Source organism: Pseudomonas sp. AK-TSAG1-1, assembly GCF_056821665.1.
The window spans coordinates 3,742,930-3,767,712 of record NZ_CM165965.1 but is presented as its reverse complement, the minus strand read 5'-3'; the positions used below and the strand labels follow the sequence as shown (position 1 = coordinate 3,767,712).

23 protein-coding genes are annotated in these 24,783 nt (G+C 61.4%); 11 read left to right on the top strand and 12 right to left on the bottom strand.

The features are described 5' to 3' along the window. Positions 1-62: 62 nt before the first annotated feature. From AC1UK9_RS16575 to AC1UK9_RS16565, 3 genes are all read left to right on the top strand, one after another. A complete protein-coding gene (locus AC1UK9_RS16575) occupies positions 63-821 on the top strand; it encodes an ArsR/SmtB family transcription factor (protein WP_482578012.1) in 759 nt (252 codons plus the stop codon). 73 nt (positions 822-894) lie between these two features. Further along, a complete protein-coding gene (locus AC1UK9_RS16570) occupies positions 895-2,115 on the top strand; it encodes a putative DNA modification/repair radical SAM protein (RefSeq protein WP_025111407.1) in 1,221 nt (406 codons plus the stop codon). Then, positions 2,112-2,933 (top strand): TIGR03915 family putative DNA repair protein, encoded by an 822-nt coding sequence (locus tag AC1UK9_RS16565; RefSeq protein WP_482578011.1) that lies wholly within the window; start codon positions 2,112-2,114, stop codon positions 2,931-2,933. Before AC1UK9_RS16570 ends, AC1UK9_RS16565 begins: the two co-directional genes overlap by 4 nt. Positions 2,934-2,953: 20 nt before the next feature. On the opposite strand, the gene AC1UK9_RS16560 is transcribed toward AC1UK9_RS16565, so the two are convergent. Next, positions 2,954-3,562: a LysE family translocator gene (locus AC1UK9_RS16560; RefSeq protein WP_025111409.1), complete on the bottom strand. Its 609-nt coding sequence runs from the start codon at positions 3,560-3,562 to the stop codon at positions 2,954-2,956. A gap of 105 nt (positions 3,563-3,667) precedes the next feature. Here AC1UK9_RS16560 and AC1UK9_RS16555 point away from each other — a divergent pair, with 105 nt between their 5' ends. Next, a complete protein-coding gene (locus AC1UK9_RS16555) occupies positions 3,668-4,546 on the top strand; it encodes a LysR substrate-binding domain-containing protein (RefSeq protein WP_482578010.1) in 879 nt (292 codons plus the stop codon). Positions 4,547-4,600: 54 nt separating this feature from the next. Here the strand turns inward: AC1UK9_RS16555 and AC1UK9_RS16550 are convergent, their stop codons facing one another. From AC1UK9_RS16550 to AC1UK9_RS16530, 5 genes are all read right to left on the bottom strand, one after another. Further along, positions 4,601-5,620 carry a branched-chain amino acid aminotransferase gene (locus tag AC1UK9_RS16550; protein ID WP_473012845.1) on the bottom strand — a complete coding sequence of 340 codons (1,020 nt, stop codon included), beginning with the start codon at positions 5,618-5,620 and terminating at the stop codon, positions 4,601-4,603. 233 nt (positions 5,621-5,853) lie between these two features. After that, complete coding sequence (gene lpdA, locus AC1UK9_RS16545) at positions 5,854-7,227, bottom strand: dihydrolipoyl dehydrogenase (RefSeq protein ID WP_473012844.1); 1,374 nt, start codon at positions 7,225-7,227, stop codon at positions 5,854-5,856. 7 nt (positions 7,228-7,234) lie between these two features. Continuing rightward, a complete protein-coding gene (locus tag AC1UK9_RS16540) occupies positions 7,235-8,509 on the bottom strand; it encodes a dihydrolipoamide acetyltransferase family protein (protein WP_473012843.1) in 1,275 nt (424 codons plus the stop codon). Beyond that, positions 8,510-9,568, bottom strand: a complete 1,059-nt coding sequence (locus AC1UK9_RS16535; RefSeq protein WP_003224000.1) for an alpha-ketoacid dehydrogenase subunit beta — start codon at positions 9,566-9,568, stop codon at positions 8,510-8,512. A 1-nt stretch (position 9,569) separates the two neighbouring features. Next, positions 9,570-10,805 (bottom strand): 3-methyl-2-oxobutanoate dehydrogenase (2-methylpropanoyl-transferring) subunit alpha, encoded by a 1,236-nt coding sequence (locus AC1UK9_RS16530; protein ID WP_003224001.1) that lies wholly within the window; start codon positions 10,803-10,805, stop codon positions 9,570-9,572. A gap of 185 nt (positions 10,806-10,990) precedes the next feature. Here AC1UK9_RS16530 and bkdR point away from each other — a divergent pair, with 185 nt between their 5' ends. Further along, positions 10,991-11,479 (top strand): Bkd operon transcriptional regulator BkdR, encoded by a 489-nt coding sequence (gene bkdR, locus AC1UK9_RS16525; RefSeq protein WP_025111414.1) that lies wholly within the window; start codon positions 10,991-10,993, stop codon positions 11,477-11,479. 13 nt (positions 11,480-11,492) lie between these two features. Here bkdR and AC1UK9_RS16520 read toward each other — a convergent pair whose 3' ends face one another. Continuing rightward, positions 11,493-12,356, bottom strand: a complete 864-nt coding sequence (locus tag AC1UK9_RS16520) for an MBL fold metallo-hydrolase (protein ID WP_482578008.1) — start codon at positions 12,354-12,356, stop codon at positions 11,493-11,495. Positions 12,357-12,447: 91 nt separating this feature from the next. Between AC1UK9_RS16520 and AC1UK9_RS16515 the strand changes: the two genes are divergently transcribed. From AC1UK9_RS16515 to AC1UK9_RS16495, 5 genes are all read left to right on the top strand, one after another. Continuing rightward, on the top strand, positions 12,448-12,789 hold the full coding sequence (locus AC1UK9_RS16515; protein ID WP_003224002.1) for an ArsR/SmtB family transcription factor: 342 nt from the start codon (positions 12,448-12,450) through the stop codon (positions 12,787-12,789). Between the two features lie 168 nt (positions 12,790-12,957). Further along, positions 12,958-14,202: an NAD(P)/FAD-dependent oxidoreductase gene (locus AC1UK9_RS16510; protein WP_482578006.1), complete on the top strand. Its 1,245-nt coding sequence runs from the start codon at positions 12,958-12,960 to the stop codon at positions 14,200-14,202. 9 nt (positions 14,203-14,211) lie between these two features. Further along, on the top strand, positions 14,212-15,012 hold the full coding sequence (locus tag AC1UK9_RS16505) for a sulfite exporter TauE/SafE family protein (RefSeq protein WP_025111417.1): 801 nt from the start codon (positions 14,212-14,214) through the stop codon (positions 15,010-15,012). A 324-nt stretch (positions 15,013-15,336) separates the two neighbouring features. Beyond that, positions 15,337-16,992: an MFS transporter gene (locus AC1UK9_RS16500; RefSeq protein ID WP_025111418.1), complete on the top strand. Its 1,656-nt coding sequence runs from the start codon at positions 15,337-15,339 to the stop codon at positions 16,990-16,992. Next, a complete protein-coding gene (locus AC1UK9_RS16495) occupies positions 16,989-18,131 on the top strand; it encodes an HlyD family secretion protein (RefSeq protein WP_473012840.1) in 1,143 nt (380 codons plus the stop codon). Before AC1UK9_RS16500 ends, AC1UK9_RS16495 begins: the two co-directional genes overlap by 4 nt. A 116-nt stretch (positions 18,132-18,247) precedes the next feature. On the opposite strand, the gene copD is transcribed toward AC1UK9_RS16495, so the two are convergent. Both copD and copC read right to left on the bottom strand, forming a co-directional pair. Then, on the bottom strand, positions 18,248-19,105 hold the full coding sequence (gene copD, locus AC1UK9_RS16490) for a copper homeostasis membrane protein CopD (RefSeq protein ID WP_482578005.1): 858 nt from the start codon (positions 19,103-19,105) through the stop codon (positions 18,248-18,250). A gap of 3 nt (positions 19,106-19,108) precedes the next feature. Further along, the gene (copC, locus tag AC1UK9_RS16485; protein ID WP_473012838.1) at positions 19,109-19,471 is read right to left on the bottom strand and encodes a copper homeostasis periplasmic binding protein CopC; all 363 of its coding nucleotides are present in this window, start codon (positions 19,469-19,471) and stop codon (positions 19,109-19,111) included. Positions 19,472-19,611: 140 nt separating this feature from the next. Here copC and AC1UK9_RS16480 point away from each other — a divergent pair, with 140 nt between their 5' ends. Further along, on the top strand, positions 19,612-20,232 hold the full coding sequence (locus AC1UK9_RS16480; protein WP_025111422.1) for a TetR/AcrR family transcriptional regulator: 621 nt from the start codon (positions 19,612-19,614) through the stop codon (positions 20,230-20,232). Positions 20,233-20,348: 116 nt separating this feature from the next. On the opposite strand, the gene preA is transcribed toward AC1UK9_RS16480, so the two are convergent. The 3 genes from preA to hydA form a co-directional block, all read right to left on the bottom strand. Further along, entirely contained in the window at positions 20,349-21,623 is a 1,275-nt protein-coding gene (gene preA, locus AC1UK9_RS16475) for an NAD-dependent dihydropyrimidine dehydrogenase subunit PreA (protein WP_482578004.1), read from the bottom strand. Then, on the bottom strand, positions 21,624-22,991 hold the full coding sequence (locus AC1UK9_RS16470; RefSeq protein ID WP_025111424.1) for an NAD(P)-dependent oxidoreductase: 1,368 nt from the start codon (positions 22,989-22,991) through the stop codon (positions 21,624-21,626). Between the two features lie 157 nt (positions 22,992-23,148). Next, positions 23,149-24,588: a dihydropyrimidinase gene (gene hydA / locus AC1UK9_RS16465; RefSeq protein WP_473012835.1), complete on the bottom strand. Its 1,440-nt coding sequence runs from the start codon at positions 24,586-24,588 to the stop codon at positions 23,149-23,151. Between the last annotated feature and the right edge of the window lie 195 nt (positions 24,589-24,783).

Genomic DNA, 24,783 nt, shown 5'->3' with positions numbered 1-24,783 from the left:
GTCAGGAAAGTGATGCGAGTATCTTCAGTTCGCAACGACGACGATTCGTCGGGGAGCGAAATATGCACGCAGAACATCAAGACATCGGCGTCTCGCAAGTGGCCGCCGCCATCGCCGAGCCGGCGCGCACCAAAATCCTCTGCTCACTGATGGACGGCCACGCCCGCACCAGCACCGAACTGGCGGCCATCGCCGAAGTCAGTGCCTCGACCGCCAGTGCGCACCTGAGCAAACTCAAGGATCTGGCCCTGGTGCGCCTGCACGTACAGGGCCGCCATCGTTATTACAGCCTTGCCGACCCACGTGTGGCACAGGCGCTGGAAGCGTTGATGGTGATCGGCCAGAACGCCGCGCCTACCTTCAAGCCGCACACGCCGGACCGTCTGCAATTCGCCCGCACCTGCTATGACCACATGGCCGGCACGTTCGCGGTGTTGCTGCACGACCGCATGCTGGAGGCGGGGTGGCTGGTGGCAACCGACGAACAGGCCTATCGCCTGAGCGACAGCGGCGAGGCATTGTTCGAGGGCTTGGGGATCGAGGTGCAGGACTTGAGTACTTTGCGCCGCAAGTTCGCATGCCCGTGCCTTGACTGGAGCATGCGTCGACCGCATCTGGGTGGTTCGCTGGGCGCCGCGTTGTTACAGACGGCGCTGAAGCGCAAGTGGCTCACGCAGGATCTGGACAGTCGGGCGCTGGCATTGACGGCGCTGGGGCGCAAGGAAATCGGGGCGCGGTTCGGCATTGAGTTGCCGGTAGAGGGCCAGGTCAAAAGATCACAGCCTGCGGTTGTTCCTACAGGTAGCCGTGTGCCTTTGTAGGATCGCGTGTTTGCACCTTGTGCCAATCCGATAGACTCGATACTGTACGCATAACCAGTATCGAGTCTTCGCCATGCAAATCATCGACAAGCTCAGCATTCTCGCCGACGCCGCCAAGTACGACGCCTCCTGCGCCAGCAGCGGCGCGCCCAAGCGCAGTTCCGAAGGCAAGAGCGGGCTGGGCTCGACCGATGGCATGGGCATCTGCCACAGCTACACGCCGGACGGGCGCTGCGTTTCGTTGCTGAAGGTGCTGCTGACCAATTTCTGCCTCTACGACTGCCAATACTGCGTCAATCGCCGCTCCAGCGATGTGCCGCGCGCCCGTTTCACGCCTGAGGAAGTGGTCACGCTGACCCTGGATTTCTATCGGCGCAACTGCGTCAGCGGGCTGTTTCTCAGTTCGGGGATCATTCGCTCGGCCGACTACACCATGGAGCAACTGGTGCGGGTGGCGAAGCTGCTGCGTGAAGAGCACGAGTTTCGCGGCTATATCCATCTCAAGACCATTCCCGAGGCAGACCCGGCACTGATCGAAGAAGCCGGGCGTTACGCCGATCGCCTCAGCGTCAACATCGAATTGCCCACCGACGCCAGCCTGCAAACCCTGGCGCCGGAGAAGCAGATCGGTTCGATCAAGCAGGCGATGAACACGATCTACACCGGTGTGCAAACGGTCCTTAACGAACCGCGTTCGGCGAAGTTCGCCCCCGCCGGGCAGAGCACGCAAATGATCGTCGGTGCCGATGACACCGACGACAGCACCATTTTGCACAGCGCCCAGTCGCTGTATGGCAATTACCGTTTGCGCCGCGTCTACTATTCCGCGTTCAGCCCGATCCCCGACAGTCCGAAAAGCGTGCCACTGGCCGCGCCGCCGCTGATGCGCGAGCACCGCTTGTATCAGGCGGATTTTCTTTTGCGCAGTTATGGCTACAGCGCCGGTGAGTTGCTCAAGGGGCCGGGCAATCTGGCCTTGGACATCGACCCGAAGCTCGCCTGGGCGCTGCAGAATCGCGAAGTGTTTCCGCTGGACCTGAACCGCGCCGAACCAGCACTGATTGCGCGTATCCCGGGTATTGGCCTGCGCACCACCGAACGTCTGGTGCAACTGCGCCAGCAACGGCGCATCCGTTACGAAGACGTGGCACGCATGCGCTGTGTGCTGGCCAAGGCCAAGCCGTTCATCATCACCAGCGACTACCACCCGCAACAGGCTGAGGTCACCAGCCACATGCTTTATCAGCAATTGCGTGACCGGCCGCAGCCGCAGCAGATGGGGTTGTGGGGATGATCAATCTCGATTGCGATGACCTGTTTGACACCTGGCGCCAGCAGGCACGCTGGTTGCTCAGTCATGAGATCGACCCGAGTCTGGTGAGCTGGGCGTCGGAAGGGGTAAGTGACCTGTTTGCCAGTGACGTGCAGGTGCCCAAAGGGCAGGGGCCGTTTCAGGCGCGCATTCCCCGGGCGCTGCTCGACACCCTGGAGCAAGCTGCGCAATATCGTGGCGACCAGCGCTGGAGCCTTCTGTACGAAGTGCTCTGGCGAGTCAGCCATGGCGACCGCACGGCGATGATGGCCGGCGACAAACTCGGCAGCGAGTTACAGCGGCGGATCAAGCAGGTACACCGCGAAGCGCATCATCTGCATGCGTTCGTGCGGTTCATCGAACGCCCGCAGGATCAGCCGGGCCCGCAATACGTGGCGTGGCATGAACCGGCCCACGACATCCTGCAGCGTGCCAGCGAGCATTTCGTCGGACGCATGGGCCGGCACCGCTGGTTGATCGCCACCCCGCGCGATGGCGTCTATTACGACGGCGAACAATTGATTCATCAGCGCCAATGCCCGATTGAATGGCAGCAACTGGCGCAGAACGTCGACGATCCCCATGGCGATCTGTGGCTGACCTATTACAGCCACATCTTCAATCCGGCGCGGTTGAACGAGAAGGTCATGCAGGGGCACTTGCCGGCGCGGTTCTGGAAGAACTTGCCGGAAGGCGAATTGATCCCCGGGTTGATCACCCAGGCGCGGATGGGCAAGCAGCAGAATGGTCAGGCGAGCGGGATTGCCGGGCGTGCAGGCAAGCGGATCGCGTTGAAATAGTCTGAGCGCAAGCCGTCCGTTCAGCGGGTTGCCGAAGCCATCAACAGACCGAAACCGGCAAAGGTCACGCCCGAAACTTTCGCTGCCAGCCACGATCCTTTCGGGCTCGACAGCCAGCCTTTGGCAGCATTGGCGAGCAGGGCATAGCTGCCGTGCACCAAAATCACCAGTACCGCGTAAGAGGCCACCAGTTTGAAAAACTGCGGGTAAAAAGCCTGTTCCGTGTCGATGAACTGCGGGAACACGGCCAGAAAGAAGAAGATGGCTTTGGGGTTGAGAAACTGCAACGAGGCGGCTTCGAGAAAACGGTAGGCCGGACGAGAGGGGCGAACCTGTTGCAGAGTACGGAAACGATCCGAACGCCAACTCTTCAAGCCCAGGTACAACAAGTAAGCAGCCCCGGCGTATTTCAGCACGGTGAAAGCCTCCGCCGAGGCGCTGAGAATCAGGCCGACGCTGGTGGCGCTGAGGGCGGCCACCACGAAGGCTCCCGAGGCGATCCCCAGAATCCCTGGCACTGCGCCGGTCCAGCCCAGGCGCACGGCGTTGGACAGGGTCAGGATCACCCCCGGACCGGGACTTAGAATGGTCAGGGCGGCGAACAGGACAAAGAGGCCGTAGCTGTGCATGGTGTTGCTCCATCGGTTCGCGTGTCTGCATGCAGGCAGATTGGCGTCGCGACAAAGCGCTGACAAACGCTTTAAATGCAGCACACATGTGACTAAATTAGACGCATGAAAAATCAACTTCCCCCGCTCAATGCGGTTCGCGCTTTTGCTGTAGCTGCCCGACATCAGAGCTTCAGTCTGGCGGCCGAAGAACTGCACGTCAGCCACAGTGCGGTCAGCCGTCACGTCAAACTGCTTGAAGAACACTTGGGCGTCTTGCTGTTTGAACGACGTATTCGGCAGTCGCTGCTGACGCCAGCAGGTCAGCGTTTTTATCTGCAAGTCAGTGCCGGTCTGGCGCAGATTGCCGACGCCGCGGCCGAGTTGAAGCAGCAGGCGGCGCGGCCGACGGTCAAGATCAATATCCGGCCGTCCTTCGCGCTGTTATGGCTGACACCTCGATTGGCAGACTTCACGGCGCAGCATCCGCACATCGACACCCAAGTTGTCACGCAGACCCAATCGCCGGATCCGGCCCGCGACGATTTCGATATTGTCATCCGGCGTGGCCGTGACGACTGGGCGCCGTCACTCGAGGCGCGCGCGTTGTTCGAGGATGAGCTGGTGCTGGTCGCGGCGCCGGCATTGATTGCGCGACTGCCGCTGGCAAACCTTGCAGGCCTCGGCGCTCATACCTTGCTGACCGTCAGGGCGCGGCGCGAAGACTGGCACCACTGGGCCATGCACTTCGGGCAAAGCCAGAGCACTACGCAGGTGATCCGGCAATTCGACTACATGCACCGGGTACTGGAGGCGGCGGTGAACGGCGAGGGTCTCGCGCTGTGTCCGACCACATTGCTGGGCACGCATTTGTCGAGCGGTCGGCTGGTCTGCCCGTTGCCGGACTTGCGCATGCCACTGCCACGCTACTATTACGGCATTGCGCCGCAAGCGTCGGCCCACACCCAGCTGTTCATTGAGTGGTTACACAAACAGCGTCCATGAAAAAGCCCCCATCGAGCACTCGATGGGGGCTTTTGTGCATCAACCGCTGTCAGGTCAAACCTTGACGATCCAGCCTGCTGGCGCTTCGATGTCACCGGTCTGCACGCCAGTCAGCTCTTTGTAGAGCTGCTGGGTGACCGGGCCGACTTCGGTTTCGCTGTGGAACACGTGCAGGTGGTCGTTGTAGCTGATGCCGCCGATCGGGGTGATCACCGCAGCGGTACCGCAGGCACCGGCTTCCTTGAAGTCCGACAGTTTGTCGATCAGCACGTCGCCTTCAACCACTTCCAGGCCCAGACGGGTCTTGGCCAGTTCGATCAGCGACAGACGGGTGATGCCTGGCAGGACCGACGGCGAGTTCGGCGTGATGAACTTGTTGTCGTGGGTGATCCCGAAGAAGTTGGCCGAACCGACTTCCTCGATTTTCTTGTGGGTCAGCGGATCCAGGTAGATGGCGTCAGCGAAGTGTGCCTTCTTGGCCTGGGAACCCGGCATAAGGCTGGCGGCGTAGTTGCCACCGACCTTGGCCGCACCGGTGCCTTGTGGGGCGGCGCGGTCGAAGCTGGAGATCTGGAAGTTGTGCGGGGTCAGGCCGCCCTTGAAGTAGGCGCCGACCGGGATCGCGAACACCGAGAAGATGAACTCCGGGGCGGTACGCACGCCGATGTTGTCACCCACACCGATCACGAACGGACGCAGGTACAGCGCGCCGCCAGTTCCGTAAGGCGGGATGAAGCGTTCGTTGGCGCGAACCACTTCCTTGCACGCTTCGATGAACTGCTCGGTGGACACGTGCGGCATCAGCAGGCGGGCGCAACTGCGTTGCATGCGGGCGGCGTTCTGGTCCGGACGGAACAGGTTGATCGAACCGTCTTTGCAACGATAGGCCTTCAGGCCTTCGAAGCACTGCTGGCCATAGTGAAGGGCAGTCGAGCCTTCGCTGATGTGCAGCACGTTGTCTTCGGTCAGGGTGCCTTTGTCCCACTCGCCATTGCGAAAGTACGACAGATAGCGTTTGTCGGTCTTGATGTAATCAAAACCCAGCTTGTCCCAATTGATGCTTTCGTTACCCATGACACCCTCTATCACTGAACAACCGTCGAAACGGTTCAAGGCTTCTGACGTTTTTTTGGATGGGCACAACAATACTTCATTCTTGAGCGGTTTCGCAGCCCGGACTATCGGATGACAGACAGATAGTTGGTGTTGAACTCAAGAATTCGCGAGCAAGCCCGCTCTCACAGGGCAATGCATTCCAAATGTGGGAGCGGGCTTACTCGCGAAGGGGCCATCACAGCCACCCTCTATTACAGGTGCAACGCATGCCCCAAGGCACGCAACGCCGCTTCCTGCACCGCTTCACCCAGAGTCGGATGCGCGTGGATGGTGCCGCCGATGTCTTCCAGTCGCGCACCCATTTCCAGGCTTTGCGCGAACGCGGTCGACAATTCCGAAACACCCACCCCGACCGCTTGCCAACCGACAATCACATGATTGTCACGACGCGCGACCACCCGCACGAAGCCGCTTTTCGACTCCAGGGTCATCGCTCGGCCGTTGGCCGCGAACGGGAAGCTCGAGACGATGCAGTCCAGCCCCGCAGCCTTGGCCTCGTCCGGGGTCTGGCCGACCACCACCAGTTCCGGGTCGGTGAAGCACACGGCGGCGATGGCGGTCGGGTTGAATTCGCGGGATTTGCCGCTGATCAGCTCGGCGACCATTTCGCCCTGAGCCATGGCGCGGTGCGCGAGCATCGGTTCGCCGCTCAGGTCGCCGATGGCGTAGACGTTGCGCATGCTGGTCTGACAGCGGCTGTCGATCTTGATCGCCGAACCGTTCATGTCCAGGTTCAGTGCTTCGAGATTCCAGCCCTGCGTGTTCGGCTTGCGACCGACCGCCACCAGCACCTGATCGGTTTCCAGATTGAGGGTGTCGCCGTTCGGGTCACGCACCTGCAAGGTGCCGTCGAAACCCAGCACGCTGTGCTTCAGATATAGCTTCACGCCCAGTTGCTTCAGCGCTTCGTGCACCGGTTGCGTCAGTTCGGCGTCGTACGCCGGCAGGATGCGATCCTGCGCTTCGACCACGCTGACCTCGGCGCCGAGCTTGCGGTAAGCAATGCCCAGTTCCAGACCGATGTAACCACCGCCGACCACCACCAGACGTTTTGGCACGGATTTGGGGGCCAGCGCTTCGGTGGAGGAGATGATCGGCCCGCCGATCGGCAGGATCGGCAAGTTGACACTGGTCGAACCGGTGGCCAGCACCAGGTGTTCACACTGGATCCGCGTGTCGCCGACTTCCACGGTTTTGCCGTCGATGACCTTGGCCCAGCCATTGATGACCTGAACCTTGTTCTTTTTCAGCAGCGCCGCGACGCCAGTGGTCAGGCGATCAACAATGCCATCCTTCCACTCGACGCTTTTACTGATGTCCAGGGTCGGCGCCGCAACGCTGATGCCCAGCGCCGAATGCTGACTGTGGTGCCGGGTCTGATGGAACTGTTCCGCCACGTGAATCAGCGCTTTCGACGGAATGCAGCCGATGTTCAGGCAAGTACCGCCCAGCGATTGGCCTTCGACCAAAATGGTGGAAATGCCCAGTTGCCCGGCGCGAATTGCCGTGACGTAACCGCCGGGGCCGCCGCCAATGATCAGCAGCGTAGTGTTCAGAGATTGCATGCGTGCCTTACTCCACAAACAAAGTGGCGGGTTGTTCGAGCAAGCCACGGATGGCCTGGATGAAGAGCGCCGCGTCCATGCCGTCGACCACGCGGTGATCGAAGGAGCTGGAGAGGTTCATCATCTTGCGGATGACCACCTGGCCTTTGACGACCATTGGGCGTTCGACGATTTTGTTGACGCCGACGATCGCCACTTCCGGCAGGTTCAGCACCGGGGTGCTGACGATGCCACCCAGCGCACCGAGGCTGGTCAGGGTGATGGTCGAGCCGGACAGTTCGTCGCGGCTGGCCTTGCCATTGCGTGCGGCGTTGGCCAGACGCGAGATTTCCGCGGCGCTGTCCCACAAGCTACGCGCTTCGGCGTGACGCACCACCGGCACCATCAGGCCGACATCGCTTTGCGTGGCGACGCCGACATGCACCGCGCCGAGGCGGGTGATGACCTGCGCTTCGTCGTCGTAGCGGGCGTTCATCTGCGGGAAGTCGCGCAGGGCCACGACCAGCGCGCGGACGAGGAATGGCAGCAAGGTCAACTTGCCACGGCTGGCACCGTGTTTTTCGTTCAGGTGCGCGCGCAGTTCTTCAATCGCGGTGACATCGATTTCCTCGACGTAGCTGAAGTGGGCGGCACGCTGGGTGGCGTCCTGCATGCGCTGGGCGATCTTGCGGCGCATGCCGATCACTTGAATCTGTTCTTCGTCGTTACGCTGGGCATAAGCGGCGGCAACCGGCGCCGAAGCGTTCGACTGACCTTGCGCCAGATAGGTATCGAGGTCTTCGTGCAGTACGCGACCGGCCGGGCCGGTGCCGCGTACCAGACGCAACTGAATGCCCAGATCCAGCGCGTGTTTGCGCACGGCCGGCGAAGCCAGAGGACGCTCATCGGCCTCGCGGGCAACCATCGGGCCTTGGCAAACCGGAGCCTGACGCGGTGCAGCAGCGGCGGCAGGTTTGCTCTCGACCAGCGCTTGAGCTTTCGGCGCAACCGGCGCCTCTTTAACCGGAGCTGGCGCGGCGGACTCTTTCAAGTTGCCGGCACCTTCCACCTCGATGCTGATCAGCACACTGCCGACCGCCATCACTTCACCCGGCTGACCGCCGAGCGCAATCACCTTGCCGTGCACTGGCGACGGAATATCGACCATCGCCTTGTCGGTCATCACGTCCGCCAGCACCTGGTCTTCAACCACCAGATCGCCAACCTTGACGTGCCACTGCGACAGTTCTACTTCTGCGATGCCTTCGCCGATGTCCGGCATCTTGATAACGTGCGTGCCCATTCAGACCTCCATGACCCGTTTCAACGCCGCGCCCACTCGGGACGGCCCTGGGAAATACGCCCACTCTTGCGCGTGCGGGTAGGGGGTGTCCCAACCGGTGACGCGTTCGATCGGCGCTTCCAGGTGATGGAAGCAGTGCTCTTGTACCAGCGACACCAGCTCGGCGCCGAAACCGCAGGTACGAGTGGCTTCGTGCACCACCACACAGCGACCGGTTTTCTTCACCGACTTGACGATGGTTTCCAGGTCCAGCGGCCACAGGCTGCGCAGGTCGATGACTTCGGCATCAACACCGGATTCTTCGGCCGCGACTTGCGAGACGTAGACGGTGGTGCCGTAGGTCAGCACGGTCACGTCCTTGCCCGGACGCGTGATCGCTGCGACGTCCAGCGGCACGGTGTAGTAACCGTCCGGCACCTGGGCTTGCGGGTGTTTCGACCACGGGGTTACCGGGCGGTCGTGGTGGCCGTCGAACGGGCCGTTGTACAGGCGTTTCGGTTCGAGGAAGATCACCGGGTCATCGTTTTCGATGGAGGCGATCAGCAGGCCCTTGGCGTCGTACGGGTTGGAGGGCATCACGGTGCGCAGGCCGCACACCTGAGTGAACATCGCCTCGATGCTCTGGCTGTGCGTCTGACCGCCATAGATGCCGCCGCCGCACGGCATGCGCAGGGTCATCGGCGCAGTGAACTCGCCGGCCGAGCGATAACGCAGGCGCGCCGCTTCGGAAATGATCTGGTCGGAGGCGGGGTAGACGTAGTCTGCGAACTGGATCTCGGCGACCGGACGCAGGCCGTAGGCACCCATGCCCACGGCAACGCCGACGATGCCACTTTCGGAGATCGGAGCGTCGAACACCCGCGAGGTGCCGTACTTGGTCTGCAGGCCTTCGGTGCAACGGAACACGCCGCCGAAGTAGCCGACGTCCTGACCGAACACCACCACATTGTCGTCACGCTCAAGCATCACATCCATGGCCGAGCGCAGGGCCTGGATCATGGTCATGGTGGTTGTGGTCATCGCGGTTTCCAACTGAATATTGTTGTTGTGATCGTTCATGTCAGATCCCCAACTGCTGACGCTGGCGCTTCAAGTGCTCCGGCATCTCTTTGTAGACGTCTTCGAACATGGTCGCGGCGCTTGGAATCTGGCCGCCGGCGAGGGTGCCGTACTGTTCGGCCTGTTTCTGCGCGGCAATCACTTCGGCTTCAAGCTCGGCGCTGACAGCGGCGTGCTCTTCTTCCGACCAGTGGCCGACCTTGATCAGGTGCTGCTTCAGGCGGGCAATCGGGTCGCCGAGCGGGAAATGGCTCCAGTCATCGGCAGGGCGGTATTTCGACGGGTCGTCGGAGGTCGAGTGCGGGCCGGCGCGGTAGGTGACCCATTCGATCATGGTCGGGCCGAGGTTGCGGCGGGCGCGTTCGGCAGCCCAGGCGGAAGCGGCGTACACCGCGTAGAAGTCGTTGCCGTCCACGCGCAGCGAGGCGATGCCGCAACCGACGCCGCGTCCGGCGAAGGTGGTGGCTTCACCACCGGCGATGGCCTGGAAGGTCGAGATCGCCCATTGGTTATTGACCACGTTGAGGATCACCGGCGCGCGGTATACGTGAGCGAAGGTGAGGGCGGTGTGGAAGTCCGATTCGGCGGTGGCGCCGTCACCGATCCACGCCGAGGCGATTTTGGTGTCGCCCTTGATCGCCGAAGCCATGCCCCAGCCGACAGCCTGAATGAACTGGGTCGCGAGGTTGCCGGAAATGGTAAAGAAACCGGCGTCCTTGACCGAGTACATGATCGGCAGTTGCCGGCCTTTGAGCGGATCGCGCTCGTTGGACAGCAGTTGGCAGATCAGGTCGACCAACGGCACTTCGCGGGCCATCAGGATGCTTTGCTGGCGGTAAGTCGGAAAGCACATGTCGTCGATGTTCAAGGCCAAGGCCTGGGCGCTGCCGATGGCTTCTTCGCCAAGGCTTTGCATGTAGAACGACATTTTTTTCTGACGCTGGGCAACCACCATGCGATTGTCGTAGATCCGCGTCTTGAGCATGGCGCGCATGCCCTTGCGAAGGATCTCGACCGGCACGTTTTCAGCCCATGGGCCGAGGGCGTTGCCCTGATCGTCGAGCACGCGGATCAGGCCACGGGCCAGGTCGGCGGTGTCGGCGGGTTCGACGTCGATGGAAGGTTTGCGCACCGTACCGGCATCGGTCAGATGCAGGTAGGAGAAGTCGGTTTTGCAGCCTGGACGGCCCGAAGGTTCAGGGACGTGCAGACGCAGCGGTTCATACGCTTGGGTCATGGCTTCTACGCTCGATCTTGTGAATTTCTTGTAGTGAGCTGGCAGTCATTCCTCGGTAGAGGAAATCTTGTCCTACAACAATCATAGGCCCGGGCCAGAAGAATATTTCTCTCTGTTTCGTTGCGCTGGAGACGATTTGCAGATAGAAATTCTGCATAAACATAAAAAACAGGTGGTTTTGTCTCATGCGCAAACTGGACCGTACCGACATCGGCATTCTCAACAGCCTTCAGGAGAACGCGCGCATCACCAACGCCGACCTCGCACGCTCGGTGAATCTGTCGCCGACGCCGTGTTTCAACCGGGTCAAGGCAATGGAGGAGTTAGGGCTGATTCGCGAGCAGGTGACGCTGCTGGACGCCGATCTGCTGGGCTTGCATGTCAACGTGTTCATTCACGTCAGCCTGGAGAAGCAGGTCGAGGAGGCGTTACAGCATTTCGAAGAGGCGATTTCCGACCGCCCCGAGGTGATGGAGTGCTACCTGATGGCCGGTGACCCGGACTATCTGATCCGGGTGCTGGTGCCGACCATTCAGTCGCTGGAGCGCTTCATGATGGACTTTCTGACCAAGGTGCCGGGGGTGGCGAACATCCGGTCGAGCTTTGCCTTGAAGCAGGTGCGGTACAAAACCGCGTTGCCGTTGCCGGCGAATGGGTTGACGCTGGGCGCCTGAAGATCTTTTTTTGTCAGAGCTTGTTGATCGGCACTTTCAGATACACGACGCCGTTGTCCTCGGCCTGCGGAAAATTCCCCGCCCGCACATTCACCTGAATCGCCGGCAGCAACAGTGTCGGCATACCCAGCCCGGCATCGCGTTTGGTGCGCATCTCGACGAACGCCGCTTCATCGATCCCGTCGTGCACATGAATATTGCTTTGGCGTTGTTCGCCGACGGTGGTCTGGCACTGCGCGGTGCGGCCTTCGGGCGGGTAGTCGTGGCAGACGTAGAGTTTGACGCTGGCGGGGAAGGCCAGCAGTTTGTGAATTGAATTGAACAGTTGATGCGCGTTGCCGCCGGGGAAGTCGCAGCGGGCGGTGCCGACGTCGGGCATGAACAGCGTGTCGCCGACCAGAATCTGTTCGCCGTCGATCAGGTAAGCCATGTCCGCCGGGGTGTGGCCGGGGACGTGCAGGGCGGTGGCCTTGAGGTTGCCGATCATGAACGACTCGTTGGGCGCGAACAGGTGATCGAACTGCGAGCCGTCGACGCAGAATTCCGGTTCCAGATTGAACAGTGCCTTGAACACGTTCTGCACTGTGCTGATCGACTCGCCAATCGCGATCTGGCCGCCGAGTTCGCGGCGCAAGTACGGCGCGGCGGACAGGTGATCAGCGTGGGCGTGGGTTTCCAGCAACCATTGCACCTGCAAGCGGTGTTCACGCACGAAGGTGATGATCCTGTCGGCCTGCGCGGTGCAGGTGCGACCGGCAGCGCCGTCGTAATCGAGTACCGGATCGACGATTGCACACTGCCCGCCGCTGGCTTCATAGACCACGTAGCTGTAGGTCGAGGAGGCGGGGTCGAGGAAAGCTTCAATCTGCGCGGGCATGGACACGAACCTGAACAAGGGAAATGGGTTGCAACACTTTATGTAAAAACATAATGTTCACAGCTTAAGTGACGTTCAAGGCATCGTGCAAATGCAATCCAGTCTGACCGAATGTGAAGTCGCCCAACTACGGGCTTCCGCCTCCAAGGCCTGCGCGCTGCTCAAGGCACTGGCCAACGAGGATCGCCTGTTGATCCTGTGCCAGTTGACCCAGGGCGAGCGCAACGTTGGCGAACTGGAAAAAATGACCGGCGTGCGTCAGCCAACCCTGTCCCAGCAACTGGGCATCCTGCGTGATGAAGGGCTGGTGGCGACCCGTCGCGAAGGCAAATACATTTTTTACGGCCTGGCCAGCCCTGAAGTCATCCAGGTGATGAAAACCCTCTCCGGGTTGTATTGCGGGGCGGTGCTCAAGAGCTGGGGTCACCCATAAATGCTGGCCAACACTTTTATCCTCTGTGGGAGCGGGCTTGCTCGCGAAGGCGTCGAATCAGTCGACATTACTGCTGAATGATACGACGCCTTCGCGAGCAAGCCCGCTCCCACATTGGTTTTATGTGAAGGCTAAGACAACCTTGCGTGCAGCAATAAGGAACAAGCAATGAACGATCAACACTGGGGCTCATCCATCAGTGCAGATATCGTGGTCATCGGCGGCGGTACCGCCGGCATCGGCTTCGTCGCCAGTCTGCTCAAGCGTGATCCCCATCTGAAAGTCACGGTCATCGAGCCGAGCACCCAGCACTACTACCAACCGGCGTGGACCCTGGTCGGCGGTGGCGCCTACGACGTCAAGGACACCGCTCGACCGATGAGCAAGGTGATGCCGCGTCAGGCCACCTGGATTCAGGCGGCGGTAACCGGCATCGATCCCGACCAGCGCCAGTTGACCCTCGACGATCAACGCACCGTCACTTACCAGAACCTGATTGTTTGCCCCGGCCTGCGTCTGGCCTGGGAGAAGATCGAGGGTTTGCAGGAAAGCCTCGGCCAGCACGGCGTGACCTCCAATTACAGCTATCAGCATTCGCAATACACCTGGGATCAGGTGCAGAAACTGCGCGGCGGCAAGGCGCTGTTCACCCAGCCGGCGATGCCGATCAAATGCGCCGGCGCACCGCAGAAGGCCTTGTACCTGTCGTGCGACCACTGGCGCAAAGCCGGTGTGTTGAACCAGGTCGAGGTTGAATTCAACCTGGCTGGCGCGGCGTTGTTCGGCGTCGCCACCTTCGTTCCGCCGCTGATGAAGTACATCGAAAAGTACAACGCGCAACTGGCCTTCAACAGCAATCTGGTCAAGGTTGACGGCCCGGCGAAAACCGCCTGGTTCGAGGTCAAGGACGCCGACGGCAACGTCACCCGTGAAGCGAAAACCTTCGATCTGCTGCACGTGGTGCCGCCGCAAGTCGCGCCGCAATTCATCGCCCAGAGCCCGCTGGCCGACGCCGCTGGCTGGTGCGAGGTCAATCCGCACACTCTTCAACACACGCGCTATCCCGAGGTATTCGGCCTCGGTGACATCTGCGGCACGAGCAATGCGAAAACTGCTGCTGCCGTGCGCAAGCAGGTCGTCGTAGTCGCAGAAAACCTGCTGGCCCTGCGCAAGCAGCAACCGCTTCCACTGAAGTACGACGGCTACGGTTCCTGCCCGCTGACGGTGGAGAAGGGCAAGGTGATCCTCGCCGAGTTCGGCTACGGCGGCAAACTGCTGCCGACCTTCGCCCTTGATGCGACCGTGCCGCGACGCTCGGCGTGGTTCCTCAAGGCAACGCTGCTGCCGTGGTTCTACTGGAACGGCATGCTCAAGGGCCGCGAGTGGCTGACGTCCTTGTCCAAGGTTGACTGAGAAAACGCTATGTTGCTGGCGAGTCTGTTTGGCGTGGTGATGGGGTTGATTCTCGGGCTGACCGGCGCGGGCGGCGGAATTCTCGCGGTGCCCGCGCTGGTGCTCGGTCTGGGCTGGAGCATGACGCAAGCGGCGCCTGTTGCGTTGTTTGCGGTGGGCAGTGCGGCGGCGGTCGGGGCGATCGACGGTTTGCGCCATGGACTGGTGCGCTATCGCGCGGCGCTGCTGATTGCTGCGCTCGGTGCAGTGTTTTCGCCGCTGGGCATCTACTTCGCGCACCAGTTGTCGGAGAAGATCCTGATGATCCTTTTCAGTCTGCTGATGGTCATGGTGGCCTGGCGCATGTTGCGCCGTGAGCGTCAGCAGGAGGGGCCGAGCGATCACGGTCACGCGAGCTGGGGGCAGAAGAACTGCATGCTCAATGAACAGACCGGGCGTTTCGACTGGACCGCCAAATGCACCGCGACCCTTGCGGCATTGGGCGCGGTGACCGGTGTGGTTTCGGGTTTGCTCGGCGTTGGCGGCGGCTTCCTGATCGTGCCGGCGTTCAAGCAACTGACCGATGTGCAGATGCGCGGCATCGTCGCCACTTCGCTGATGGTCATCAGCCTGATTTCCGCCATTGGCGTGATTGGCGCGTTCCATGCCGGGGTGCGCATCGACGGGCAAGGTATGGCATTCATTGTGGCGAGTATCGTCGGCATGATTATCGGCCGCAAACTCTGCGCGCGGGTGCCGGCGCGGGCGCTGCAGGTCGGATTTGCCAGTGTGTGTCTGGTGGTCGCCGCCTATATGCTGCTCCGCGCCTGAAAAGATCGGACGGTCTTTCGTTCTTCAGTCGATCAGCGGATTTTTCTCGGTCAGCACGATCTGCGTGATCTGATCCTTGCGCATGAAGCTGACTTTCGGATGCGCCTGTGCGTTCCGAATGAAGCGTTCCTTGAAACAATTCTTACGAATTAAACTATGTGCAAATCCCGGTGGGAGCGGGCTTGCTCGCGAAGGCGCAGTGCCAGTCCATAAATATGTCGACGGATACACCGCCTTCGCGAGCAAGCCCGCTCCCACTCTGGATGAGTGTGAAACCGATGATTTTGCGGCAAACTTCAGTCATCTCCAGCACAAGGCCATTCAATGGATCGATACGCCCCGCGCAACTGGCAGCCTCACGAGAAGCCCAGTCTGCCCGGTTCCCCCTCGACGCCGCTGCATTCCAGCCGCAAACGTCTGGCCTATGCGCTGGTCGGGCTGTTGGTGGCGGTGACCGGTGGCTTGGGCAACTCGCTGGTGGTCGCCAACCTGCCTTACCTGCAAGGCGCGCTGGGCGCGACCACGGCGGAGATGGCCTGGCTGCCGGCCGCGTACGTGATGACCAACGTCTCGATGAACCTGCTGCTGGTGAAGTTTCGCCAGCAGTTCGGCCTGCGCGCATTCACCGAGGTGTTTCTGGTGCTGTATGCGCTGGTGACGTTCGGTCATCTGTTCGTCAATGACCTGAGCTCGGCCATCGCGGTGCGCGCGGCCCACGGCATGGTCGGTGCAGCACTGAGTTCGCTGGGCCTGTATTACATGGTTCAGGCGTTTCCGGCCAAGTGGCGACTGAAGGCGCTGGTGCTGGGACTGGGTGCCTCGCAACTGGCGCTGCCGCTGGCGCGACTGTTTTCCGAAGACCTGTTGCAGATCGCTGAATGGCGCGGCTTGTACCTGTTCGAGCTGGGCATGGCTTTGTTGTCGCTGGGTTGCGTACTGATGCTCAAGTTGCCGCCCGGTGACCGCTTCAAAACCTTCGAACCGCTGGATTTCCTTACCTTCGCCATCCTCGCCAGCGGCGTGGCACTGCTCTGCGCGGTACTGTCGCTGGGGCGCATCGACTGGTGGCTGGAGGCGAACTGGATCGGCTATGCGCTCGCCGCCTCGATTGCCTTGATCCTCGCGGGCCTGGCCATCGAGCACAACCGCAGCAACCCGATGCTGATGACCCGCTGGCTCGGCAGCGGCACGATGATCCGCCTGGCGCTGGCGGTGACCCTGATTCGCATGGTCACTTCGGAGCAATCCACCGGCGCCGTCGGTTTCATGCAAAACCTGAACATGGGTTATGAGCAGTTACACAGTCTGTACGTGGTCATGCTCATTGGCAGTATCGCCGGGTTGGCGACCAGTGCACTGACCATCGACCCCAAGCACTTGCTGATGCCATTGATCATCTCGCTGGCGTTGATGGCCACCGGCTCGGTGATGGACAGCTTTTCCAACAACCTGACCCGCCCGGCGAACCTGTATTTCAGCCAGTTCCTGCTGGCCTTCGGCAGCACGTTTTTCCTCGGTCCGACCATGGTCTTCGGCACCCGCAACGTGCTGACCAATCCGCGCAATCTGGTGAGCTTTTCGGTGTTGTTCGGGATCTGCAACAACCTCGGCGGGCTGCTCGGCGCGGCGCTGCTGGGTACGTTTCAGATCGCGCGCGAGAAATTCCATTCCAGCCACCTTGTCGAGCACCTGACGCTGTCCGATCCGCTGGTGGCCGCCCGGGTGCAGAGCGGCGGGTCGGCCTATGGCTCCTTGCTGGCCGACCCGAGCCTGCGCAACCTGGCCGGGATTCGCAGCCTGTCGAATGCCGCGACCCGCGAAGCCAACGTGCTGGCCTATAACGATGTGTTCATGTTGATCGCCGTGATTGCGGTGCTAACCATGATCTGGCTTTCCATTCGTGCGCTGTGGCTGATGAGCACCACCAAAGCCGTCGACCCTGCGCCTTCCGTACCTTCTAGCGGTGCCTCCAATTCATGACCGAACCGACCACCACAACCACCAACGCCATTGCCGCCACCCCGGAAGGCGTCGCGCCGCCGTCCTCGCCGAACACCGAGCCGCGCTCGTTGCGGGTGCGGATCATCTCGTCGCTGGGCTTTGCCGCGATTGCCATCGTCGGCGTGCTGATCGTGCTGTACGCCTGGCAACTGCCACCGTTCAGCAGCGCGGTCGAGACCACCGAAAACGCGCTGGTGCGCGGGCAGGTGACGATCATCGGGCCACAGCTCAGCGGCTACGTGTATGAAGTGCCGGTGCAGGACTTCCAGTTCGTCAAGGCCGGCGATTTGCTGGTGCGCCTGGACGACCGGATTTATCAGCAGCACCTCGATCAGGCACTGGCGCAACTGGCGGTGCAGAAGGCTTCGCTGGCGAATGTGGTGCAGCAGCGCAACAGCGCCGAAGCGACGATCAAATTGCGCCAGGCGGTGGTCGCCGACAGTGAGGCCCAGTTGCGCAAAAGCGAGGCGGACTTGCGGCGCAACAAGGAACTGGTGAGTGACGGCTCAGTGTCCAAGCGTGAGATGGACGTCGCCCTGGCGGCTAACGCGCAAGGCATCGCCGCCGTGGCACAGGCCAAGGCCAATCTGGAAATCGCCCGTCAGGACCTGCAAACGGTGATCGTCAATCGCGGCTCGCTGGAAGCTGCAGTGACCAGTGCCGAAGCGGCGGTGCAACTGGCACGGATCGATTTGTCGAACACCCGCATCGTGGCGCCGCGTGACGGCCAGCTGGGGCAGATCGGTGTGCGCCTTGGGGCCTATGTCAACTCCGGCGCGCAGTTGATGGCGCTGGTGCCGAACCAGAAATGGGTGATCGCCAACATGAAGGAAACCCAGATGGACAACGTGCGCGTCGGGCAACCGGTGCGCTTCACTGTCGATGCCTTGAACCACCGCAGATTCACCGGGCATGTACAGCACATCTCACCCGGCACCGGCTCGGAGTTCGCCCTGTTGCAGGCCGACAACGCCACCGGCAATTTCGTGAAAATCGCCCAGCGGGTTCCGGTACGGATCACCATCGATCCGGATCAGCAGGAAGAGGAGCGCTTGCGCCCGGGGATGTCGGTGGTGGTCAGCATCGATACCGCCAAGGGCGATACCCAACCTCACTGATCAGCTCATAACCCTGGGGGAGCGGGCTTGCTCGCGAACGCGGTGTGTCAGTTGATCGTTGCGTATCTGACATGCCGCCTTCGCGAGCAAACCCGCTCCCACCGTTTGAGCTGGGTTCAGGCGGAAATCATCGGCGGCAGGGTGCCGAGTAGTGAAACGGCTGCCACAGCACCCATCCCCAGCATCCATTCCAGCACCACACTGCGTTTGAGCGCGCCCATGCGCTGTTGGCAATCATCAATCCGCAGACGATTGAACAGCGCCAGGGCGAGCATGCCCAGCACCAGCGCAGCCTTGATCAGCAGAATCAGGGCAAAGCCTGCGAACAGCGGCGTCGGCCACCACTGGCCGGTGAGCACGCGGACGTTGATCAGCCCGGTGAGCAGCAGGCCCGCCACCACCGCGTAACCGACACCGCTGAAGCGCTGCAGGATCCGGCTGATCGGTTCGCCTGGCTGGCGCAAAATCAGCACCAGCAGCAACAAACCGCCGAGCCACGAGGCTACGCACGTCAGGTGAATGATCTGGTTGAGGATCAGCAATTGCCCGCTGAGGCCATCGAGCATTGCGCCGTGACCGACCGGCGCCAGCGTCGCCAACAATAACGCACTCAAGCCCAGACGCAACGGTGCGCTCGAACGCCACGGCGTGAACAGCAACGCCAGCAACAGCGCATTGATCAGCAGATGCCAACGCCAGACCTGACCGAAAAACGTGTTGCCCAGCACCACGCCAACGGTGTCCGGATCGAACGCTGCCGCTGCCGACCCGGCCATGCTCGCGGTGATCAACAGCGCCCAGGTAACGCCGCTGACCAGCGCAATCGTCGCCAGCCAGCGCGCCAGTCGCGCCACTTGCCGATCCAGCGCCGGCACTGGCGCCTTGAGCAACAGCGGCCGGAACAGCCAGGCCCCGAACAGCATCAACACCACGCTGAAATGCACAAAGCGGCACAGCACCAGCGCTTCATTCATGAATTACTGGCCAACCTTGAACTGATAGGCGCCTTCGCTCTTGTGCGTGTCGACCGACACTGCGTGCCATTCGACCTTGTACTCACCGGCGCTGAGTGGCGCTGCCGGGGTGACGATCAGGGTTTTCTTGTCGCCTTCGGTGCTCAGTGGCTTGATCGCGACCGGAGCGCCATCGTGGGTCAAGGTGACTTTGGTGAAACTGGCTTCGACGCCTTCGGAGAAGGTCAGGCGCAGGTCCGCAGGTGCGGCGACGGTGCTGTCGGCAGCCGGGGTCTGGCTTTTCAGATGGGCGTGGGCGAAGACGCAAGACGCGGTGAACAGGGAGGTGAGCAGGGCAGTGGTGGTCAGGACGTTCTTGAGCAGCATCGCGGATACCTCTGAGGCAGGAACTGAGAGGTGCCCAGTTTACTCATCCGCGTGCGTCTGTACGAAGTTTCGTTTTCAGCGGTCGCCCCGGCACCAGAGCGGGTGCTAGTCTTGGGCAACGCTGTTGTCAGGGAGCCCACATGGGCAATCACAAGATCGAGATTCGTCGCAGCAACGTCGAGAAAATCCTTCTGGCGGCGGAAAAAGTCTTCGCCGAAAAAGGCTTCGGCGGCACCGCCATGGCTGACATCGCTGCTGAAGTGCAATTGCCGCGTTCCAATCTGCATTACTACTTTTCGACCAAGAGCGAACTGTACAGCGCGGTGCTGTTTGATCTGCTGGAAGTGTGGAAGCAGGATGCGCTGTGCTTCGAGATGTTCGACGATCCGCGAGTGGTGCTCAGCAGCTACATCCGCGCCAAGATGAACCACTCGCGCAGCCGGCCATACGGGTCGAAAGTCTGGGCCAATGAGATCATCCACGGCGCGCCGACCTTGGGCGAGGCGCTGGACATCAGCCTGTACGACTGGGCGAAAATGAAGGAAGCGAAGATCCGTCAGTGGGTCGAAGACCAGCGGATTCTGCCGGTGGAACCGTCGAGCCTGCTGTACATGATCTGGGCCTCGACCCAGCATTACGCCGACTTCGATCATCAGGTGAATATTCTGAATGAGCACCAGCCGCTGTCGGACATGCAGTTCGAGCGGGCGGTGCAGACGGTGACCAGTGTGATTTTGCGCGGAATCGGATTGGAACCCTGATTGATGTGTTGAAGCCGCTGGCCTCTTCGCGAGCAAGCCCGCTCCCACAGGAGGAACGCATTCCAAATGTGGGAGCGGGCTTGCTCGCGAAGGCGTCAGTTCAGACGCTACCGGCCTTAAGGTGAGACATGGTACGGATTGCGCGGATCATGATTCCAGTCCAGAAACGGCTTGCCCGTCTCCATCGGCACCATCTCGATGCAGTCGGCCACCGGGCAGGTGATCTGGCACAGATTGCAGCCCACGCACTCATCATCGATCACTTCATATATATGCGTGCCATCGGCCTGCTTCAGGCTGCTGATCGCCTGGTGTGAAGTGTCTTCGCAGGCAATGTGGCAACGCCCGCAACCAATGCACGCCTCTTGGTCGATCTTGGCGATCACCTGATAGTTGATGTCGAGGTACTTCCAGTCGGTGGTGTTGCCCACCGCACGCCCGGAAAACGCGGCAATGTCCGCATAGCCCTGACTGTCCATCCAGCGTGACAGGCCGTCCTTCATCTCCTCGACAATCCGGAACCCATGCAGCATCGCCGCCGTGCAAACCTGCACCGCGCCGCTGCCCAGTGCGATGAATTCCGCCGCATCGCGCCAGCTCCCGATGCCGCCAATGCCACAGATCGGCAGGCCTTGGGTCTGCGGATCACGGGCAATCTCGGCGACCATGTTCAGCGCAATCGGTTTGACCGCCGAACCGCAATAACCGCCGTGGGTGCTTTTGCTGCCGACGGTGGGCAGGGCGACCATGTGTTCCAGATCGACGCTGGTGATCGAGTTGATGGTGTTGATCAGCGACACCGCATCGGCGCCACCGCGATGCGCAGCGCGAGCGGCGACGCGGATGTCGGTGATGTTCGGCGTCAGTTTGACGATCACCGGCAGCGAGCAATAGGTCTTGCACCAGCGCGTCACTTGCTCGACGTACTCCGGCACCTGACCCACCGCCGCGCCCATGCCGCGCTCCGGCATGCCGTGGGGGCAGCCGAAATTCAGCTCGATGCCATCGGCACCGGTGGCCTCCACCAGCGGCAGGATGTGTTTCCACGACTCCTCCACGCACGGCACCATCAGCGAGACGATCAGCGCGCGGTCCGGCCAGTCTTTCTTCACTTGGGTGATCTCGCGCAGGTTGATCTCCAGCGAGCGGTCGGTGATCAGTTCGATGTTGTTGATGCCCAGCACTTCGCGGTTGTTGCCGTAGTGCGCCGAGTAGCGCGATGAGACGTTGACCGCCGCCGGGTCCTCGCCGAGGGTTTTCCAGACCACGCCGCCCCAACCGGCCTCGAAGGCGCGGACCACGTTGTAGGCCTTGTCGGTCGGCGGCGCGGAGGCCAGCCAGAACGGGTTGGGGGCTTTGATACCGGCGAAGACAATCGAGAGATCGGCCATTTATGCAGCCTCCACGTTGAGCATCAGTTGTGCGTTGATCGCCTCGGCGGCGCGTTTGCCGTGCTGTACGGCCTGCACAGTGAGGTCCTGATCGAGGCTGGTGCAATCGCCGCCGGCATACACGCCGGGGATGCTGGTGCGCAGATTTTCATCGACCTGAATCCGTTCGCCCTGACGCTTGAGTTCGCGGGCCAGCGGGTCGGCGAGGGCGCTGCCGTCGAAGGCCTGACCGATGGCTTTGAAGATCGCGTCAGCGGCCAGTTCGAAGGTTTCGCCGGTGGTTTGCAGGCGACCGTCGTTCAGTTGCGTACGGGCGAAACGCATGCCGCGCACCTGGCCTTGTGCGTCGAGCAGCACTTCCTCCGGTTGCGCCCAGGTCAGCAGCCGCACCTGATTGGCCTTGGCGATGTCCTGTTCATGGCCGGTTGCACCCATGTCCGCCGCGCCACGGCGATACACCAGATTGACATCGCGGGCACCGAGGCGGGCCATTTGCACGGCCATGTCGATCGCGGTGTTGCCGGCGCCGAGGACGATGCAGTGCTCGGCCAGCGGCAGTTGCGACAGGTCATCGGCCTGGCGCAGTTCGCGGATGTAGTCGGTGGCGGCGAGCAGGCCGGGGGCGTCCTCGTGGGCCAGACCGAGTTGTTTACTGGCGTTGAGGCCGAGGCCGAGGAACACCGCGTCGAACTGCTGATGCAATTCGCTGAGGGTCAGGTTGTCGCCGAGTTTCTGTCCGTGACGGATTTCGATGCCGCCGATCTGCAGCAGGAAATCCAATTCTTTCTGCGCATAGTCGTCGACCAGTTTGTACTTGGCGATCCCGTATTCATTAAGGCCGCCAGCCTTCTCCCGCGCTTCGAAAATCACCACGTCATGACCGTGCATGGCGCTGCGATGGGCGCAGGACAAGCCTGCCGGCCCGGCACCGACCACGGCGATGCGCTTGCCTGTGCTGGCCGCACGCTGGAACGGATGCTCGGTGAAGTGCGCGTTGTCCACGGCGTAGCGTTGCAGCAGGCCGATCAGCACCGGCGCGCATTCGTGGGCGTTGTTACGCACGCAGGCTTGCTGGCAGAGGATTTCGGTCGGACAGACCCGAGCGCAACTACCGCCGAGGATGTTCGCCGAAAGAATCTTCTGCGCTGCACCGGGCACGTTGTCCTGATGGATGTTGCGGATGAACGACGGAATGTCGATCTCGCTCGGGCACGCATTCACGCACGGTGCGTCGTAGCAATACAGGCAGCGCGATGCTTCCAGATGCGCCTGCCGGGCATTGAGCGGCGGCGCCAGATCGGTGAAGTGGCCGGCGAGGGCGGCCGCGCTTTCGTGCGGGTGCGGGAGATGGTTCAGGGTCTCGATCACGGTTTTGTGCCTCACGGTTATTGAGGTTCTCTGCCTCTGTCGGGCAGTGGTTTTTGTGGTGTCCGAACGGGCCCTTTCGCGAGCAGGCTCGCTCCCACAGGGGAATGCATTTCAAATGTGGGAGCGAGCCTGCTCGCGAAGGCCGAAGGCCTCGGTGTCAGCGTTTAACGGCAGTCGGCTTGTGCATCTCAGCCCGCTTGCTCAGCAAATCAAACACCGCCGGATACGCCGGCCGTTCGATATAGCGTCCGGCCCCGCGCTCGGCGCGCAGATCACCGTCGGCCCAGACCACTTTGCCCTGGCTGACGGTATGGCTCGGCACGCCGCGCACGGTCTTGCCTTCGAAGATGTTGAAGTCCACCTGCTGATGGTGGGTCTTGGCGGAGATGGTGCGGGTGCCTTGCGGGTCCCACAGCACCAGGTCGGCATCGGCACCGACGCGGATCGCGCCCTTGCGCGGGTAGAGGTTGAAGATTTTTGCCGTGTTGGTGGAGGTCAATGCGACGAAGTCCTGCATCGACAAACGCCCGCTGTTGACCCCTTCATCCCACAACACCGCCATGCGGTCTTCGATGCCAGCGGTGCCGTTGGGGATCTTGCTGAAGTCGTCGCGGCCGGCGGCTTTCTGTTCGGCGCAGAAGCAGCAATGGTCGGTGGCGGTGGTGTGCAGATTGCCGCTTTGCAATCCATGCCAAAGTGCCTCTTGATGGCCGCGCGGACGGAACGGCGGGCTCATCACGTAACCGGCGGCGGTCTGCCAGTCCGGGTGCTGGTAAACGCTGTCGTCGAGCAGCAGATGCCCGGCCAGCACTTCGCCGTACACCGGTTGGCCCTTACTGCGCGCATAGGTAATTTCGTCGAGGGCTTCCTTGGTCGAAACGTGCACCAGGTACAGCGGCGTACCGATGGTCTCGGCGATACGAATCGCCCGACTCGCGGCTTCACCCTCGACCTGTGACGGCCGTGACAGCGGATGCGCTTCCGGTCCGGTGATGCCCTGAGCCATCAACTTGCGTTGCAGGTGATAGACCAGCTCGCCGTTTTCCGCGTGCACGGTCGGCACTGCGCCGAGTTCCAGGCAGCGCTCGAAGCTCGCTACCAACGTGTCGTCGGCGGCCATGATCGCGTTCTTGTAGGCCATGAAATGCTTGAAGCTGTTGATCCCGTGATGACTGACCAGCTCGGCCATTTCCTCACGCACCTGCTCGCTCCACCAGGTGATCGCGACGTGGAAGCCATAGTCGGATGCGGACTTTTCCGCCCAGCCGCGCCACTGGTGAAACGCTTCCATCAGCGACTGCTGTGGGTTGGGAATCACGAAGTCGATGATCGAGGTGGTCCCGCCAGCCAGACCGGCCGCCGTACCGCTGTAGAAGTCTTCACTGGCCACGGTGCCCATGAAGGGCAGTTGCATGTGAGTGTGTGGATCAATGCCGCCGGGCATCAGGTATTGACCGCTGCCGTCGAGCACCTCGGCGCCGGCGGGAATATCAAGGTTTTCACCGATGGCTTTGATCACACCGTCGGCGCAATAAACGTCGGCGCGATAACTTTCATCATGGGTAACAACGGTGGCGCCACGGATCAACAGAGACATTCCGAGTTCCTCGCAGGCATGACCGACTTGTGCCGGTTCTAAATGTTTTATTGATGTACAGCGATGATCGACGTATTCCTGTCAGCGCTGTCAGGAATAGAAGCTAGTCGCAGTTCTGCAATTGTTCAAGATTATTTTTTATAAGCTTATTGCTATTTTAAGTGTATGAAAAATAACAATAAAAACTATAAATCA

Excerpts from the sequence above, each read along its gene's own strand:
- copC (WP_473012838.1), bottom strand. The coding sequence starts at position 19,471 with ATGCTGCTCAAGAACGTCCTGACCACCACTGCCCTGCTCACCTCCCTG.
- AC1UK9_RS16500 (WP_025111418.1), top strand. The coding sequence starts at position 15,337 with ATGGATCGATACGCCCCGCGCAACTGGCAGCCTCACGAGAAGCCCAGT.
- preA (WP_482578004.1), bottom strand. The coding sequence starts at position 21,623 with ATGGCCGATCTCTCGATTGTCTTCGCCGGTATCAAAGCCCCCAACCCG.
- AC1UK9_RS16495 (WP_473012840.1), top strand. The coding sequence starts at position 16,989 with ATGACCGAACCGACCACCACAACCACCAACGCCATTGCCGCCACCCCG.
- lpdA (WP_473012844.1), bottom strand. The coding sequence starts at position 7,227 with ATGCAATCTCTGAACACTACGCTGCTGATCATTGGCGGCGGCCCCGGC.
- AC1UK9_RS16520 (WP_482578008.1), bottom strand. The coding sequence starts at position 12,356 with ATGCCCGCGCAGATTGAAGCTTTCCTCGACCCCGCCTCCTCGACCTAC.
- AC1UK9_RS16575 (WP_482578012.1), top strand. The coding sequence starts at position 63 with ATGCACGCAGAACATCAAGACATCGGCGTCTCGCAAGTGGCCGCCGCC.
- AC1UK9_RS16560 (WP_025111409.1), bottom strand. The coding sequence starts at position 3,562 with ATGCACAGCTACGGCCTCTTTGTCCTGTTCGCCGCCCTGACCATTCTA.
- copD (WP_482578005.1), bottom strand. The coding sequence starts at position 19,105 with ATGAATGAAGCGCTGGTGCTGTGCCGCTTTGTGCATTTCAGCGTGGTG.
- AC1UK9_RS16510 (WP_482578006.1), top strand. The coding sequence starts at position 12,958 with ATGAACGATCAACACTGGGGCTCATCCATCAGTGCAGATATCGTGGTC.
- AC1UK9_RS16570 (WP_025111407.1), top strand. The coding sequence starts at position 895 with ATGCAAATCATCGACAAGCTCAGCATTCTCGCCGACGCCGCCAAGTAC.
- AC1UK9_RS16530 (WP_003224001.1), bottom strand. The coding sequence starts at position 10,805 with ATGACCCAAGCGTATGAACCGCTGCGTCTGCACGTCCCTGAACCTTCG.
- AC1UK9_RS16480 (WP_025111422.1), top strand. The coding sequence starts at position 19,612 with ATGGGCAATCACAAGATCGAGATTCGTCGCAGCAACGTCGAGAAAATC.
- AC1UK9_RS16555 (WP_482578010.1), top strand. The coding sequence starts at position 3,668 with ATGAAAAATCAACTTCCCCCGCTCAATGCGGTTCGCGCTTTTGCTGTA.
- hydA (WP_473012835.1), bottom strand. The coding sequence starts at position 24,588 with ATGTCTCTGTTGATCCGTGGCGCCACCGTTGTTACCCATGATGAAAGT.
- AC1UK9_RS16515 (WP_003224002.1), top strand. The coding sequence starts at position 12,448 with ATGCAATCCAGTCTGACCGAATGTGAAGTCGCCCAACTACGGGCTTCC.
- AC1UK9_RS16550 (WP_473012845.1), bottom strand. The coding sequence starts at position 5,620 with ATGGGTAACGAAAGCATCAATTGGGACAAGCTGGGTTTTGATTACATC.
- AC1UK9_RS16540 (WP_473012843.1), bottom strand. The coding sequence starts at position 8,509 with ATGGGCACGCACGTTATCAAGATGCCGGACATCGGCGAAGGCATCGCA.
- bkdR (WP_025111414.1), top strand. The coding sequence starts at position 10,991 with ATGCGCAAACTGGACCGTACCGACATCGGCATTCTCAACAGCCTTCAG.
- AC1UK9_RS16535 (WP_003224000.1), bottom strand. The coding sequence starts at position 9,568 with ATGAACGATCACAACAACAATATTCAGTTGGAAACCGCGATGACCACA.
- AC1UK9_RS16505 (WP_025111417.1), top strand. The coding sequence starts at position 14,212 with ATGTTGCTGGCGAGTCTGTTTGGCGTGGTGATGGGGTTGATTCTCGGG.
- AC1UK9_RS16565 (WP_482578011.1), top strand. The coding sequence starts at position 2,112 with ATGATCAATCTCGATTGCGATGACCTGTTTGACACCTGGCGCCAGCAG.